The sequence below is a fragment of the Streptomyces sp. NPDC050433 genome (assembly GCF_044458565.1).
GTDB lineage: Bacteria > Actinomycetota > Actinomycetes > Streptomycetales > Streptomycetaceae > Streptomyces.
In genome coordinates, this window is sequence record NZ_JBITIB010000038.1 from 39,910 (window position 1) to 53,858 (window position 13,949).

The window sequence follows — 13,949 nt, forward strand, 5'->3', positions numbered from 1 at the left end:
GTACGGCGCTCCCCCGGCGCCGTACGACGCGCACCGCGAGCCCCGCCCCCCGTCCTCGCCCGACCGGACCGGCAGCAGCAGTGGTCCCCTCGCTCTTCCGGGCGGCGTCCGCGCCTACTTGACGACGAGCGAGGACCACGACTGGATCCACTCGTCACGGTTCTTGGCTATCTTCTCCGGGGCCACGGTCTCCGGGTTGTCGACGACGGCGCCGTGGTCGGTGAAGAGCGCGGGCAGCTTCGCGCCGTCGACGACCGGGTTCACGAACATGTTGAGCGGCATGTCCTCCTGGAAGGGCTTGCTCACCAGGAAATCGAGCAGGGCCTTGCCACCCGCCTCGTTCTTCGCCCCCTGGAGCAGCCCGGCGAACTCGATCTGCCGGAAGCAGGTCCCCGCGGCGACACCGGTCGGCGCCTCCTTGGGCTGCGGGTCGGCGTACAGGACCTCGACAGGCGGGCTCGACGCGTACGAGACGACGAGCGGGCGCTCCCCCTTCGCCTTCTTGCCGCCCGCCGAGCCGGAGAATTCCTCGTTGTAGGCCTGCTCCCAGCTGTCAACGACCTGGACACCGTTGGCCTTGAGCTGCTTCCAGTAGTCCTGCCAGTCGTCGTCCCCGTACGCGGCGACGGTGCCGAGGAGGAAGCCGAGGCCCGGTGAGGACTGCTCGGCGTTCTCGACGACGAGGAGGTCCTTGTAGGCGGGCTTCGTCAGGTCGGCGAAGGACTCCGGCGGCGCCAGTTTCTTGTCGGTGAAGTACTTCTTGTCGTAGTTGACGCAGATGTCGCCGGTGTCGACGGGGGTGACACGGTGCTTGGCGTCGTCGAGCCGTACGTCGGCACGTATCTGGTCGAGGCCCTTCGCCTCGTACGGCGTGAACAGGCCGTTGTCGAGTGCGCGGGAGAGCAGGGTGTTGTCGACGCCGAAGAAGACGTCACCCTGCGGCGAACCCTTGGTGAGGATCTCCTTGTTGAGCGCCGCGCCGGCCTCGCCGCTCTTGAGCACCTTGACGGTGTAGCCCGTCTGCTCGGTGAACTCCTTCAGTACGGAGTCCGAGGCGGCGAACGAGTCGTGGGCGACGAGCGTCACGCTCTTGGACTTCTCGCCGTCCGGCGACGTGGAGTCTTCGGACCCGCCCCCGCACGCGGCAAGCGCGGAGACTCCCAACGCGGCGGCGACGGCGCCGGTCGCCATCTTCTTCGTGGTACGCACTTAATTCCTCCTGGGATGTCCAGGAGAAGACGCGGCCCTGCCCTGCACCGGTGGACCGGAGCAGGGCAGGGCGCAACAGCTTGAGTGATGACCGAACTTCCTACCCAGAATGACCTGGGCAAGGTTCAGAGGGTCTGCGACCGTGAGGTTCTTCTCGAACCTCTGCCGCACTCTCAGCGCTGTGGCGCTCCCCTGTCGGAATATGTAATTCGTTCGAGCCCCAGCGTACATGGGCCCCGACGAGGCCCCCGCGCAGTGCTCAGCGCTCCGTCGCCGCCAGCTGACCGCACGCCCCGTCGATCTCCTGGCCGCGGGTGTCGCGCACCGTCACGGGGACCCCGTGGGACGCGACGGCCTCGACGAAGGCCTTCTCGTCCTCGGGGCGGGAGGCCGTCCACTTGGACCCGGGCGTCGGGTTGAGCGGGATCAGATTGACGTGCACCCGCTTGCCCTTGAGTAGCCGCCCCAGCAGATCGCCCCGCCACGCCTGGTCGTTGATGTCGCGGATCATGGCGTACTCGATGGAGATCCGGCGGCCCGACTTCTCGGCGTACTCCCACGCGGCGTCCAGCACCTCCCGCACCTTCCAACGGGTGTTGACCGGTACGAGGGTGTCGCGCAACTCGTCGTCCGGCGCGTGCAAGGAGACAGCGAGGCGGCACTTGAAGCCCTCGTCGGCGAATCGCAGCATCGCGGGCACCAGGCCCACCGTCGAGACGGTGATGCCGCGCTGCGAGAGGCCGAGACCGTCCGGCTCCGGGTCGGTCAGCCGGCGGATCGCCCCCACGACGCGGCGGTAGTTGGCCAGCGGTTCGCCCATGCCCATGAAGACGATGTTGGACAGCCGGGCGGGGCCGCCGGGGACCTCGCCGTCGCGCAGCGCGCGCATGCCGTCCACGATCTGGTGCACGATCTCGGCCGTGGACAGATTGCGGTCGAGACCCGCCTGCCCCGTGGCGCAGAACGGGCAGTTCATGCCGCAGCCGGCCTGCGAGGAGATGCACATGGTGACCCGGTCCGGGTAGCGCATCAGAACGGACTCGACGAGCGTGCCGTCGTGCAGCCGCCACAGCGTCTTACGGGTGGTGTCGTCGTCGCAGGAGATGTGCCGCACCACGGACATCAGGTCGGGCAGCAGCTCCGTGGCGAGCTTCTGGCGCGCGCCCGCCGGAATGTCCGTCCATTCCGCGGGGTCGTGCGCGAACCGCGCGAAGTAGTGCTGCGACAGCTGCTTGGCCCGGAACGCCTTCTCACCGAGCGCCGCGACAGCCTCGCGACGCTCGTCCGGTGTGAGGTCGGCGAGGTGCCTCGGCGGCTTCTTGGCGCCACGGGGCGCGACAAAGGTGAGCTCTCCGGGATTGGGCGGTGCCATGAGCTGTTTTCTCCTCGGTACGACGAGGCCGGTGCTCCCCGCCGGCTGCGGGAGGGACATGGGCACACTGCCGGTGCCAGGAGACCTCATGTGGCAGGCCCCGCGACCGCGGAGCGCAGTAAGGCCCGCCGTCCAGGACTGCGGGCCTTACCAGGGTAACCGGTACGGATACGGCTCAGCCCGAGCCGACGAACACCACGAGCAGCAGCCACACCACCGGGGCCGTCGGCAGGAGCGAGTCGAGGCGGTCCATGATGCCGCCGTGACCGGGCAGCAGCGTGCCCATGTCCTTGATCCCGAGGTCCCGCTTGATCATCGACTCGCCCAGGTCGCCGAGCGTGGCACTGGCAGCCACGGCGAGGCCGAGCAACAGGCCCTGCCACCAAGTGCCGTCGTCGATGAGGAACTGCATGCACAGCGCGCCGGCCGCCATGGCGAACGCCACTGCGCCGAACAGCCCTTCGCGGGTCTTGCCGGGGCTGATGCGGGGTGCCAGCTTGTGGCTGCCGAAACGCCAGCCGATCGCGTACGCACCGGTGTCGCTGACGATGGTCAGCACCAGGAAGGTGAGCACGCGCTGCGCGCCGTCGTCCGCCGTGAGCATCATCGCGACGAACGTCGCCAGGAAGGGCACGTAGAACGCCGCGAAGACGCCCGCCGTCACATCCTTGAGATAGCCCTCGGGCGGCTCCGTCATGCGCCAGGCGAGCACGGCGAGCGCGGTGAGCGCGGTCGCGACCCAGGCACCTTCCGCGCCCCGTACGTACCCGGCGATGACCATCGCGGCGCCACCGACCGCGAGCGGGACGAGGGGTGCCTTGATGCCCTTCTTCTCGTCGAGCCGGGAGGTCAACTCCCAGAGCCCGACCACGACCGCGACCACTATGACGCCGATGAAGACGGCCTTCACGATGAAGAGGGACGCCACGATCACCGCGCCGAGCCCCACACCGACCCCTATGGCCGCGCGGAGGTCGCGGCCTGCCCGCTTCTTCGGCGGAGGTGGCGGAGGGGCGGACATGGGCTCCTGCGGCGTCTCGTCACGGAACGGGGGGCCGCCCGGCCGAGCAGCCCCCCGGTCGTCATCCTGGGCCCCGCCGCTCGCGGGTACGTCGGGCACGATGGGCATGGGCCGAGTCTGCTGTGCGTCAAGCTCATCGTATGCGGGACCCGCCGGGGCAGCCCCCTGGTCAGGTGGTCCCCAGTAGCCGGCGGTCGGCGGGGCCCCCCAGGAAGAGTCGTTCATCAGACCTCGAGCAGCTCGGCTTCCTTGTGCTTGAGCAACTCGTCGACCTGGGCGACGTATTTCGCCGTGGTGTCGTCGAGCTCTTTCTCCGCGCGGCGGCCCTCGTCCTCGCCGACCTCGCCGTCCTTGATCAGCTTGTCGATCGCCTCCTTGGCCTTGCGACGCACGGAACGGATCGAGATCTTCGAGTCCTCCGCCTTGGTCTTGGCGACCTTGATGAACTCCTTGCGGCGGTCCTGCGTGAGCTCGGGGAACACCACCCGGATGATGTTGCCGTCGTTGCTCGGGTTCACTCCGAGGTCGGAGTCGCGGATGGCCTGCTCGATGTTGCGCAGCGCGCTCTTGTCGAACGGGGTCACGACCGCCATGCGCGGCTCGGGCACCGAGAACGAGGCCAGCTGGTTGATCGGGGTCAGGGCACCGTAGTAGTCCGCCACGATCTTGTTGAACATCGCCGGGTGCGCACGACCGGTGCGGATCGCGGCGAAGTCGTCCTTGGCGACCAGGACGGCCTTCTCCATCTTCTCCTCTGCTTCGAGGAGGGTCTCTTCGATCACCACTTGCTCCTGCGTGTCTTGAGTGGGCCCGGTGCTAACAGGGCCGGCGGAACCTGCGTCGCGTCTTCTTCCTGCACGGTGTCCGACCGGCAGGGCTTTGTCCATCCCCGTGCGGGGCAGCCCGAGTTCAGGCCCGGGTGCCCTGGTCGCTCACGAGAGTGCCGATCTTCTCACCCTTGACGGCGCGCGCGATATTGCCCTCCGTGAGGAGTTCGAAGACAAGGATCGGCAGCGTGTTGTCGCGGCAGAGAGTGACGGCCGTGGCGTCGGCGACCTTGAGGTTGCGGGTGATCACCTCGCCGTACTCCAGCGCGTCGAACTTCACCGCGTCGGGGTTGGTCTTGGGGTCGGAGTCGTAGACTCCGTCCACGCCGTTCTTGCCCATCAGCAGCGCTTCGGCGTCGATCTCCAGAGCGCGTTGGGCGGCGGTGGTGTCGGTGGAGAAGTACGGCATCCCCATGCCGGCGCCGAAGATGACGACGCGGCCCTTCTCCAGGTGACGTACGGCGCGCAGCGGGATGTACGGCTCGGCGACCTGCCCCATGGTGATGGCGGTCTGGACGCGGGAGTCGATGCCTTCCTTCTCCAGGAAGTCCTGGAGCGCCAGGCAGTTCATGACCGTACCGAGCATGCCCATGTAGTCGGAGCGGGCCCGGTCCATGCCGCGCTGCTGGAGTTCGGCACCGCGGAAGAAGTTGCCTCCGCCGATGACGACGGCGATCTGCGCCCCGTCCCGTACGACGGCGGCGATCTCGCGGGCGATGGCGTGTACGACGTCGGGGTCGACGCCGAGCGCTCCGCCGCCGGCGAACGCCTCACCGGACAGTTTCAGCATGAAGCGCCCGGCCCTCTTGCCTGGGTCGCTGTTGTCGTCGGTGGACTGGGTGGCGTCCGCGCCCTTGTTCATGGGGATCTCCTCGTGCACATACGAAGAAGGCCATTGCCGGTGGGTCTGTGTCCCTAGCGGCAATGGCCTCCTCGTCAGATCTGCGGCCGTCCGGCGCGTGTTCGGCCGGCGGCTGCAGTAGACCCTAGCCGGGTCCACCGTCGATCGCGTACGACTGCGCTGTCCCGGGGTGGTCGGCCCCGGAACGGTGTCCGGAACTCAGGCGCCGACGCGGATGCGCGCGAAGCGCTTCAGCGTGACACCGGCCTCGTCCAGGACCTTCTTGACGGACTTCTTGTTGTCCTTGGCGAACGGCTGGTCGAGGAGGGTGACCTCCTTGAAGAAGCCGTTGACCCGACCCTCGACGATCTTGGGCAGTGCGGCCTCGGGCTTGCCCTCCTCACGGGAGGTGGCCTCGGCGACGCGGCGCTCGTTCTCGACGACGTCGGCCGGAACGTCCTCACGGTTGAGGTACTTCGGCGCGAACGCGGCGATGTGCTGGGCGACGTCCTTGGCGACGGTGGCGGCCGTGGCTTCGTCGGCACTGCCCTTGTCCAGCTCGACCAGGACACCGACCTGCGGCGGAAGGTCGGGCATGGTGCGGTGCATGTACGTGCCCACGAAGCTGCCGTCGCCCTGGAACTGCGCGAAGCGGTCGAGGACGATCTTCTCGCCGAGGTTGGCATTGGCCTCGTCGACGAAGGCCTGGACGGTCTTGCCGGGCTCGATCTCGGAGGCGCGCAGCACGTCGATGTCGGCGGGGCTGGTCGCGGCCACGTGCGCGGCGAGCGCGTTGGCCGCGGCCTGGAACTTGTCACCCTTGGCGACGAAGTCCGTCTCGCACTTCAGCTCCAGCAGAACGCCGGCGGTGTTGTCGTCGGAGACGAGGGAGACGACAGCGCCGTTCTCCGCGCTGCGGCTCTCGCGCTTGGCGACGCCCTTCTGGCCCTTGACGCGGAGTACCTCGACGGCCTTGTCGACATCGCCGTCGGCCTCGACCAAGGCCTTCTTGCAGTCCATCATGCCGGCGCCGGTGAGCTCGCGGAGCTTCTTGACGTCAGCGGCGGTGTAATTCGCCATGTCTGTGAATCTCTCTCGGAAGTCGAAGATCTACGGGTGGACGGCGGGGGCCCGTGGCCCCCGCCGTCAGCAACCGAACCTTTGAGGTCAGGCCTTGTCGGCGTCCGCGGCCGGAGCCTCCGCGGCGGGGGCCTCGGCCGGAGCGGCGGCCTCGTCGGCCTGCTCCGCGTCGGCGACCTTCGCGGTCTCGGCGGAGGACTGGACCTCGGCCGGCGCCTCGGCGGCGTCCGCGGACTTCTCGGTGTCGCTCTTCTTGTCACCTTCGAGGAGGTCGCGCTCCCACTCGGCGAGAGGCTCGCCGGCGGCCTTCTCGCCCGGCTTGGAGTCGCCGGTCGCGGCGCCGGAGCGGGCGATGAGGCCCTCGGCGACGGCGTCGGCGATCACACGGGTGAGCAGGGTGACGGAGCGGATCGCGTCGTCGTTGCCCGGAATCTTGTAGTCGACCTCGTCGGGGTCGCAGTTGGTGTCGAGGATCGCGACAACCGGGATGTGGAGCTTGCGCGCCTCGCCGACGGCGATGTGCTCCTTCTTGGTGTCGACGATCCAGACGGCGCTGGGCACCTTCTGCATCTCGCGGATACCACCGAGGGTCTTCTCCAGCTTGGCCTTCTCGCGGGAGAGGACCAGGAGCTCCTTCTTGGTGAGGCCGGAGGCGGCCACGTCCTCGAAGTCGATCTGCTCAAGCTCCTTGAGACGCTGAAGGCGCTTGTAGACGGTGGAGAAGTTGGTGAGCATGCCGCCCAGCCAGCGCTGGTTGACGTACGGCATGCCAACGCGCGTCGCCTGCTCGGCGATGGCCTCCTGGGCCTGCTTCTTCGTACCCACGAACATGATGGAACCGCCGTGGGCGACGGTCTCCTTGACGAACTCGTAGGCGCGGTCGATGTACGACAGCGACTGGAGCAGGTCGATGATGTAGATGCCGTTGCGCTCCGTGAAGATGAAACGCTTCATCTTCGGGTTCCAGCGACGGGTCTGGTGACCGAAGTGGACGCCGCTTTCCAGCAGCTCCCGCATCGTGACGACGGCCATGGCCGTACTCCTTGAGGTACTCGGTTGTCGCGTCCACCGGACGGCGGTCGCGCCTGACGCCCCGGAACGCTTTGCCACTAGGGACCGAGAAGCGCGGACACCGGCGAAGAGGCCGGCGGCGGGGCGTGCGAAGTCGATCCGGTGACCCGGATCGCCACAGGAAGTGTACGGGACCCGCACTGTGCCCGACGACGGAGTGCGAGGGTGACGGAGTTATGCACAATGGGCCGGTTATCCACAGAATCCGAGCATGATCCACACGGATCCGCCGATTGCGGCAGCGTGAACGACATGATCACTGTCCACGAACTGCTCATTCACGCCTCCGCCCGGCCCGGCCGCCGTGGTCGGCGGGGGGTCATCTCTCTCTGCGTCTCCGTCGGCGTCGCCGCGCTCGCGGGGGTGGTGGCGGCTGTCCTGTTCGGTCCCTCGCCCGAAGCGCGGGCCGCGGACAACGAGGAGTCGAACACCGGCACCGGTGCCGGTGCGGAGGCGCCCGCGGCCACTTCGGGCGGCAACGCCGGCGCCGCGGCCGATACCGCCACGGACGCCGGGACCGACAGCGGTGTCAGCGGTGACCGGGCCTGGCCGGTGGGTCCGCGACAGACTCTCCTACGGGGGTGGGAGCCGCCCGCCTCCCCGTACGGCCCCGGACACCGGGGCGTGGATCTCGCCGCGGCTCCCGGCACTCTCGTCCGCGCCGCCGCTCCGGGCCGGGTGTCCTTCAGCGGCAGGGTGGCGGGCCGCGGCGTCCTCTCCATCACGCTGACCGGCACGGGCCAACCACCACTGCGGACCACCTACGAACCGGTGACCTCGGTTGTCGCCGAAGGCGAGGAGGTGGTGGCGGGCCAGGTCGTCGCCGTCCTCGGGCCGGGACCGTTCCACTGCGCGGGCGGATGTCTGCACTGGGGTCTGCTGCGTGGCGAGACCTATCTCGACCCGCTGTCCCTGCTGCCCGACGACCTGCTCCTCCGCGGCCCGGCCCGTCTTCTGCCGGTGTTCGGCGTCCCGGAGCCGACCGCCACTCAGGTGCCGACCGCATCAACGTCGCCCTTCCTGCCGGACGATGTCGCGATCATGGCCGAGGAGACCGCCTCCGTGGCCGGCGACGCTCTGCACGCCGCCGCCCTGCTCGCGGCAGCCGCGTGGGTGCGGCAGGGGAGTCGTACGCGGGTCAGGTACCGCGTACGCCTCGGAGCACCATGGACACCGCCGCCTCGGCGATCACCACGGGGTCCTCGGCCGCGCCCAACTCGATCCGCCGCACAGCGGCGTCCACCACGCCCTGGAGCAGCATCGCGGCCAGCCTCGGCTGCTCGTGGCCCAGTTCCGAAAGGGCGTCGACGATCATCACGATGAGTCCGCCGTGCGCCGCTCGGATCTTCTCCCGGGCTCGCGCGTCCAGTTCGCTCGCGGAGATGGCGACCACCGCGCGGTGACGGCGGTCGCCCACGAGGCTCAACTGCCTGCGTACATACGCTTCGATCTTGGACTCAGGGGTCGTCGCCTCCGCCATGGCGAACTCGATCTCGGCGGCCCAGACGGGGAAGTCGACGGCGCAAAGTTCCTCGACGACGGCCGCGCGCGAGCGGAAGTACTCATAGACCGACGACCTGGCGAGCCCCGTGCGCTCGGCAAGGGCGGGGAAGGTCAGCGCCTCCGTGCCGCCTTCGGACAGGAGGGAACGTGCGGCGTCCAGCAGGGCGCCGCGCTGCATGGTCCGGTGCTCGGCCACGGAGGCCGCTCGAATCTTGGGCACGGGTTCACTGTACGGCCGGGACCGCTCCCGCAGGCGGGGCAGGGACGATTCAGCGCCCTGCGTCGGCCAGTTTCGCTCGGAGCTGGAGCACGGACTTCGTGTGGATCTGGCTGACTCGGCTCTCGGTGACGCCGAGGACGTTGCCGATCTCCGCCAGCGTGAGCCCCTCGTAGTAGTAGAGGGTGACCACGGTCTTCTCGCGCTCGGGAAGGGTGTTGATCGCGCGGGCGAGCAGTCGTCGCAGCTCGCGGTCCTCCGCGACCTCGACCGGATTGTCGGCCGCTGTGTCCTCCAGCGTGTCCATCAGGCTGAGCCGGTCGCCGCCCTCTCCGCCGACATGCAGCAGTTCCTCAAGCGCCACGACGTTCGCGAGCGACAACTGGCTGAAGACAGCGTGCAGTTCCTCGACGGCGATGCCCATCTCGGCCGCGACCTCGGTCTCCGACGGGGTACGTCGCAGTTTCGCCTCCAGCGTGGCGTACGCCCGCTCGACCGCCCTTGCCTTCTGGCGTACGGAGCGTGGGATCCAGTCCAGCGCGCGCAGTTCGTCGATCATCGCCCCGCGAATGCGTGTGATGGCGTAGGTCTCGAACTTGATCGACCGCTCGATGTCGAACTTCTCGATCGCGTCGATGAGCCCGAAGACTCCGGAGGAGACGAAGTCCGCCTGCTCGACGTTGGACGGCAGTCCCACACTCACCCGGCCCGCGACGTACTTCACCAGCGGCGAGTAGTGCAGGATCAACTGCTCACGCAGCCGCTCGTTGCCCGTGGTCTTGTACGACCGCCACAAGGTGTCAAGCGCCGAGGGAGCGGAGGGTCGCACTTCGCCGCGGGCCGCTTGGGGCACCACGGGGGGCGCCGCCGCACGGTCGGACCCGGAGGTGTGCTGGGGCATGCGTTGCCTTGAGCCGTTCTGCCGTGAAGTGAGGGGAGGTATGTCTGGGCCGGATTCCCGGTGAGCGTAGCGTGACAGTGCGGTCGCGATGCGCGAGTAGGTGGGGCTGGTGCCGGTCCGGGCACGCGCCGTCGGCCGTCGCTGAGATGTCGCGGTCCGGCGCCGACACCGCGCGTATCGGCCACCGTCGTGCCGCCGGAAGAACTGCGAGGTTCATCCGCCTCACCTTTTCACCCGAATGCCCCAGGTCAAGGACCGGCTCGCCGCGCACGGCCGTCATGTGTCGTCCGCGGCGTCAACTGCCAGCCGTCGCCGTGCCGTTCGACGAACCCGAGGGAGTGAAGTTCGTACAGTTTGCCGAGAGCCTCGTCGGCCGTGGTCGCGACCGCCAGTGCGATGTCCCGACGATCGAGGGCGCCTCGGGCAGGCAGCGCGTCAAGGATCCGCCGGCCGAGGGGGTCGAGCAGGTCCCTGGCCAGGACGGGTCCTCGCCTGGTGGGTGCGAGGTCACCCATGTCTCCCACCAGCTCTGCCACTTCGGCGGCGTCCGTGACCAGCACGCCTTCGCCTCGCAGCAGTTCGTGCACCCCGGCGGAGAGCCCGCTCGTCGCGGGGCCGGGCACGCCCATGGTGAACCGCCCGAGCCGTTGCGCACTGCGAGCGGTGACCAGTGAGCCGCTGCGGTACTCGGCCTCCACCACGACCGTCCCCCGCGTGAGTGCCGCGATCACGCGGTTGCGCAGGACGAACCTGCTACGGGTCGGATGATCACCGGGCGCCAACTCCCCCACGACGAGCCCCTGTTCAGCGATGCGGCGCACCAGCTCCGCGTGTCCGGGCGGATAGACCACGTCGACGCCGCAGGCCAGGACGGCGACGGTCGCACCGCCGGAGGCGAGTGCACCCCGGTGGGCGGCTCCGTCGACCCCGTACGCCGCGCCCGACGTCACCACCCAGCCCCGCTCGGCCAGACCTGATGCGATGCTCGCCGACATGTGCGCCCCGTACGGCGTGCAGGCCCTGGCTCCTACGACGGCCACGGAGCGCAGGGCCCAGAGCCTCAGGTCGGGCCTGCCGCGCACCCACAGCCCGATGGGACGCGCCGTGCCCAGGTCGTCGAGCTGGGTCGGCCACTCCTGGTCGCCGGGGCAGACGAACCGGCCGCCGATCTCTGCGATGACCGACAGATCGCGCTCGGGGGCTGCGGCCTCCGCCCGTGCGCGAAGGCCGCGGATACGGCGTTGACCGACTTCCCCCAAGACCTCCTCGTCGGTCCCCTCGGGGGAGGTGAGGAGTGCCATCAGCCCCTGGGCGCCGTACTTGCGGAGCCACCGCCCGCCGTTCTCGTCGCCCGGCTCGATGACACGTGTGAGGGCTGCGCGCGCCAGTCGCTCATCGGCCCCGATGTCCTTGGTCATGACACGCCGCCGATCATGGCCCCTGCGCCCCGGGCGATGCCCGTGCGCAGCTCCAGCGCCAGACCCACGTCGCGCCCGTCGGGACGGTCCCGTCCGGCGAGGTCGGCGACCGTCCATGCGACCCGCAGCACCCGGTCCAGGCCGCGAGCCGTCAGGAGTCCCCGTTCGAGGTCCCGCTCGGCGGCGTCGAGGGCCCCGGGGGCGGTGAGCCATCGGGTGCGCAGCTCATGACCGGGCACTTCGCTGTTGACCGTCCATGGCGTTCCCGCCAGCCGTTCCGCCGACCGCAGCCGGGCCTCCCTGATCCGCCCGGCGACGACCGCCGAGGTCTCGCCCCGGCCGCCGTGGCCCATGAGGTCGGCGCGGTGCACCGGCTGGACCTCCACCCGCAGATCGACCCGGTCGAGCAGCGGACCGGACAGACGCGACTGGTAGCGACGGATCGCCGAGGGCGGGCACTCGCATCCGGCGCCGTGCAGAGTGTGCCGCCCACAGGGGCACGGGTTGGCGGCGAGCACCATCAGGAAGCGGGCGGGCAGCCGTACGACGCCGGCGCTGCGCGCGATAACCACCTGTCCCGATTCGAGGGGCTGGCGCAGTGCGTCGAGAGCCTTGCCCGAGAATTCCGGCGCCTCGTCCAGAAAAAGCACACCCTTGTGGGCCAGGGACACCGCTCCCGGCCTCGCCAGCCCGTTGCCGCCTCCGACGAGGGACTGCATGGTCGCCGAGTGGTGCGGGGCGCAGTACGGGGGCGTACGCACGAGCGGTTCGCCGGGCGGCAGGATCCCGGCGACCGAGTGCACCGCGGTGACCTCCACGGACTCCTGTCTCGTCAACGGCGGCAGCAGCGCGGGCAGCCGCTCGGCCAGCATCGTCTTGCCCGCTCCCGGCGGGCCCTGCAGCAGCAGGTGATGTCCGCCCGCCGCGGCGACCTCCAGGGCCGTACGCGCCCCCTGCTGCCCCGCCACGTCGGCGAGATCCGGGCAGTGGGCGTCCCGCTGCCCGAAGCCGGGCGCCAGTCCCGTCCCGCCTCCGGCGCCAGGAACCATGAGTCCGGCGAGCATGGGATCGGGACGGCCCTCCTCGGTGACGGTCGGCTCCTCCGGCACCGGTTCGCCGGTCAGCACCGCGATGAGCTGGCGCAGGCTTCTCACACCGAGCACGGACACCCCCGACACCAGGGACGCCTCGCCCGCCGTCTGCTCCGGCACGACCACCTGGTGGTAGCCGGCCTCGGCCGCCGCGAGCACGGCCGGGAGGATGCCCCGTACCGGTCGGACCCTGCCGTCGAGACCCAGCTCCCCGATCAGCACCAGGTCTGCGATGGCCCGCGCCTCGATCCGCTCGGCCGCCCCCAGCACGGCTACCGCCACCGCGAGGTCGAATCCGGATCCACTCTTGGGTACCGAGGCCGGGCTCAGCCCCACGGTGAGCTTCTTCTGCGGCCATTCCCCTCCGGAGTTCACGACGGCCGCCCTGACCCTGTCCCGGCTCTCCGACAGGCTCTTGTCGGGCAGCCCGACCAGGGTGAAGGCCGCCACACCCGGTTCGAGATCCGCCTGAACCTCCACCACGACGCCCTCGACGCCCACCAGCGCCACCGAACACGCACGCGCGAACCCCATCAGGCCACCCCTCGGGCATGCTCGACCACGGGAGCGCCGCGTCTGGGCAGCACCACCCCGATCAGGTCGATACGCACGCCGCCCGGCGGCGGTCCGCCGCACGCCTCCAGCCAGCAGGCCGCGAGGCGCCTCAGCCGGTCCACCTTCACCGGGGTGACCGCGGCCATCGGGTGCTCGAAAGCTCCCTCCCTGCGGGTCTTGACCTCGCAGACGACCAGCACGTCCCCGTCGCGGGCCACGATGTCGATCTCGCCCGTCCTGCCGCACCGCCAGTTGCGGTCCAGGACGGTCATCCCTGCCGCCGCCAGCCGCCGGGCGGCGAGCCCTTCGCCGTACCGCCCGAGTGCCCTCGTCGCGTTCATGTCGGCACCACCTCCGGCACCGACTCTGAGGCGGGGACCCACAGTGAGTGGATCTTGGTGGACAACTCACCGATTGTGGATAACTCCGTCACCCACCAGCGCACCAGAAATCACACGTGCCTCAGCAGCCACGCAGACCCCGGCTTCAGCCGCTCGGCAGCTCCAGGTCGCTCTTGTTCAGCTCCTCGATATTCACGTCCTTGAACGTGAGGACCCTCACCTGCTTGACGAACCTGGCCGGCCGGTACATGTCCCAGACCCACGCGTCCGCCATCGAGACCTCGAAGAAGACCTCACCCTGCACCGAGTGCACCTGCATCTCGTAGTCATTGGTGAGATAGAAGCGTCGTTCGGTCTCGATCACGTACTTGAAAAGACCGACGACATCGCGGTACTCCCGGTAGAGCTTCAGCTCCATCTCGGTCTCGTACTTTTCGAGGTCCTCGGCGCTCATGGCATGTTCCCCTTCAGCCGTACGTCCCCCCATTGTGCTCCGGCCCGT

General features: G+C 69.4%; 13 protein-coding genes, 1 pseudogene and 1 riboswitch. Of the genes and pseudogenes, 1 reads left to right on the forward strand and 13 read right to left on the reverse strand.

Annotated features, from left to right (window positions below; genetic code table 11):
* Positions 1 to 114 precede the first annotated feature (114 nt).
* The 7 genes from ACIBLA_RS33300 to rpsB form a co-directional block, all read right to left on the reverse strand.
* Positions 115 to 1,209, reverse strand: a complete 1,095-nt coding sequence (locus tag ACIBLA_RS33300; protein ID WP_363242464.1) for a thiamine ABC transporter substrate-binding protein — start codon at positions 1,207 to 1,209, stop codon at positions 115 to 117.
* A gap of 79 nt (positions 1,210 to 1,288) precedes the next feature.
* Positions 1,289 to 1,413, reverse strand: a riboswitch (TPP riboswitch).
* A 55-nt stretch (positions 1,414 to 1,468) separates the two neighbouring features.
* Positions 1,469 to 2,581 carry a 23S rRNA (adenine(2503)-C(2))-methyltransferase RlmN gene (gene rlmN, locus ACIBLA_RS33305; protein ID WP_363242465.1) on the reverse strand — a complete coding sequence of 371 codons (1,113 nt, stop codon included), beginning with the start codon at positions 2,579 to 2,581 and terminating at the stop codon, positions 1,469 to 1,471.
* 175 nt (positions 2,582 to 2,756) lie between these two features.
* Positions 2,757 to 3,827, reverse strand: a complete 1,071-nt coding sequence (locus tag ACIBLA_RS33310; RefSeq protein ID WP_363242466.1) for a phosphatidate cytidylyltransferase — start codon at positions 3,825 to 3,827, stop codon at positions 2,757 to 2,759.
* Positions 3,827 to 4,384, reverse strand: coding sequence for a ribosome recycling factor (frr, locus tag ACIBLA_RS33315; RefSeq protein WP_363242467.1), 558 nt, complete (start codon positions 4,382 to 4,384; stop codon positions 3,827 to 3,829). Before frr ends, ACIBLA_RS33310 begins: the two co-directional genes overlap by 1 nt.
* Before the next feature lie 127 nt (positions 4,385 to 4,511).
* Complete coding sequence (gene pyrH, locus ACIBLA_RS33320; protein ID WP_399200792.1) at positions 4,512 to 5,291, reverse strand: UMP kinase; 780 nt, start codon at positions 5,289 to 5,291, stop codon at positions 4,512 to 4,514.
* A gap of 198 nt (positions 5,292 to 5,489) precedes the next feature.
* Complete coding sequence (gene tsf / locus ACIBLA_RS33325; RefSeq protein ID WP_399200793.1) at positions 5,490 to 6,350, reverse strand: translation elongation factor Ts; 861 nt, start codon at positions 6,348 to 6,350, stop codon at positions 5,490 to 5,492.
* Positions 6,351 to 6,437: 87 nt separating this feature from the next.
* On the reverse strand, positions 6,438 to 7,382 hold the full coding sequence (gene rpsB / locus ACIBLA_RS33330; RefSeq protein ID WP_399200794.1) for a 30S ribosomal protein S2: 945 nt from the start codon (positions 7,380 to 7,382) through the stop codon (positions 6,438 to 6,440).
* 291 nt (positions 7,383 to 7,673) lie between these two features.
* On the opposite strand from rpsB, the pseudogene ACIBLA_RS33335 reads away from it, so the two are divergent.
* Positions 7,674 to 8,267 (forward strand): annotated as a pseudogene (locus tag ACIBLA_RS33335) (peptidoglycan DD-metalloendopeptidase family protein); the annotation flags it as partial.
* 292 nt (positions 8,268 to 8,559) lie between these two features.
* Here the strand turns inward: ACIBLA_RS33335 and ACIBLA_RS33340 are convergent.
* The 6 genes from ACIBLA_RS33340 to ACIBLA_RS33365 all read right to left on the reverse strand — a co-directional run bounded on the left by ACIBLA_RS33340 (position 8,560) and on the right by ACIBLA_RS33365 (position 13,901).
* On the reverse strand, positions 8,560 to 9,120 hold the full coding sequence (locus tag ACIBLA_RS33340) for a helix-turn-helix domain-containing protein (protein ID WP_363242564.1): 561 nt from the start codon (positions 9,118 to 9,120) through the stop codon (positions 8,560 to 8,562).
* 73 nt (positions 9,121 to 9,193) lie between these two features.
* Positions 9,194 to 10,042, reverse strand: coding sequence for an RNA polymerase sigma factor WhiG (gene whiG, locus ACIBLA_RS33345; protein WP_363242473.1), 849 nt, complete (start codon positions 10,040 to 10,042; stop codon positions 9,194 to 9,196).
* A 248-nt stretch (positions 10,043 to 10,290) separates the two neighbouring features.
* Entirely contained in the window at positions 10,291 to 11,460 is a 1,170-nt protein-coding gene (gene dprA, locus ACIBLA_RS33350) for a DNA-processing protein DprA (protein ID WP_363242474.1), read from the reverse strand.
* Positions 11,457 to 13,085: a YifB family Mg chelatase-like AAA ATPase gene (locus ACIBLA_RS33355; protein ID WP_399200795.1), complete on the reverse strand. Its 1,629-nt coding sequence runs from the start codon at positions 13,083 to 13,085 to the stop codon at positions 11,457 to 11,459. Before ACIBLA_RS33355 ends, dprA begins: the two co-directional genes overlap by 4 nt.
* Complete coding sequence (locus tag ACIBLA_RS33360; protein ID WP_363242476.1) at positions 13,085 to 13,447, reverse strand: YraN family protein; 363 nt, start codon at positions 13,445 to 13,447, stop codon at positions 13,085 to 13,087. Before ACIBLA_RS33360 ends, ACIBLA_RS33355 begins: the two co-directional genes overlap by 1 nt.
* A gap of 145 nt (positions 13,448 to 13,592) precedes the next feature.
* Complete coding sequence (locus tag ACIBLA_RS33365; protein WP_003993268.1) at positions 13,593 to 13,901, reverse strand: DUF2469 domain-containing protein; 309 nt, start codon at positions 13,899 to 13,901, stop codon at positions 13,593 to 13,595.
* Positions 13,902 to 13,949: the final 48 nt, after the last annotated feature.

What these genes read in the sequence shown, in the direction of transcription:
- rlmN (WP_363242465.1), bottom strand. Translation starts at nt 2,581, where the DNA reads ATGGCACCGCCCAATCCCGGAGAGCTCACCTTTGTCGCGCCCCGTGGC.
- ACIBLA_RS33310 (WP_363242466.1), bottom strand. Translation starts at nt 3,827, where the DNA reads ATGAACGACTCTTCCTGGGGGGCCCCGCCGACCGCCGGCTACTGGGGA.
- pyrH (WP_399200792.1), bottom strand. Translation starts at nt 5,291, where the DNA reads ATGAACAAGGGCGCGGACGCCACCCAGTCCACCGACGACAACAGCGAC.
- tsf (WP_399200793.1), bottom strand. Translation starts at nt 6,350, where the DNA reads ATGGCGAATTACACCGCCGCTGACGTCAAGAAGCTCCGCGAGCTCACC.
- rpsB (WP_399200794.1), bottom strand. Translation starts at nt 7,382, where the DNA reads ATGGCCGTCGTCACGATGCGGGAGCTGCTGGAAAGCGGCGTCCACTTC.
- whiG (WP_363242473.1), bottom strand. Translation starts at nt 10,042, where the DNA reads ATGCCCCAGCACACCTCCGGGTCCGACCGTGCGGCGGCGCCCCCCGTG.
- dprA (WP_363242474.1), bottom strand. Translation starts at nt 11,460, where the DNA reads ATGACCAAGGACATCGGGGCCGATGAGCGACTGGCGCGCGCAGCCCTC.
- ACIBLA_RS33355 (WP_399200795.1), bottom strand. Translation starts at nt 13,085, where the DNA reads ATGGGGTTCGCGCGTGCGTGTTCGGTGGCGCTGGTGGGCGTCGAGGGC.
- ACIBLA_RS33360 (WP_363242476.1), bottom strand. Translation starts at nt 13,447, where the DNA reads ATGAACGCGACGAGGGCACTCGGGCGGTACGGCGAAGGGCTCGCCGCC.
- ACIBLA_RS33365 (WP_003993268.1), bottom strand. Translation starts at nt 13,901, where the DNA reads ATGAGCGCCGAGGACCTCGAAAAGTACGAGACCGAGATGGAGCTGAAG.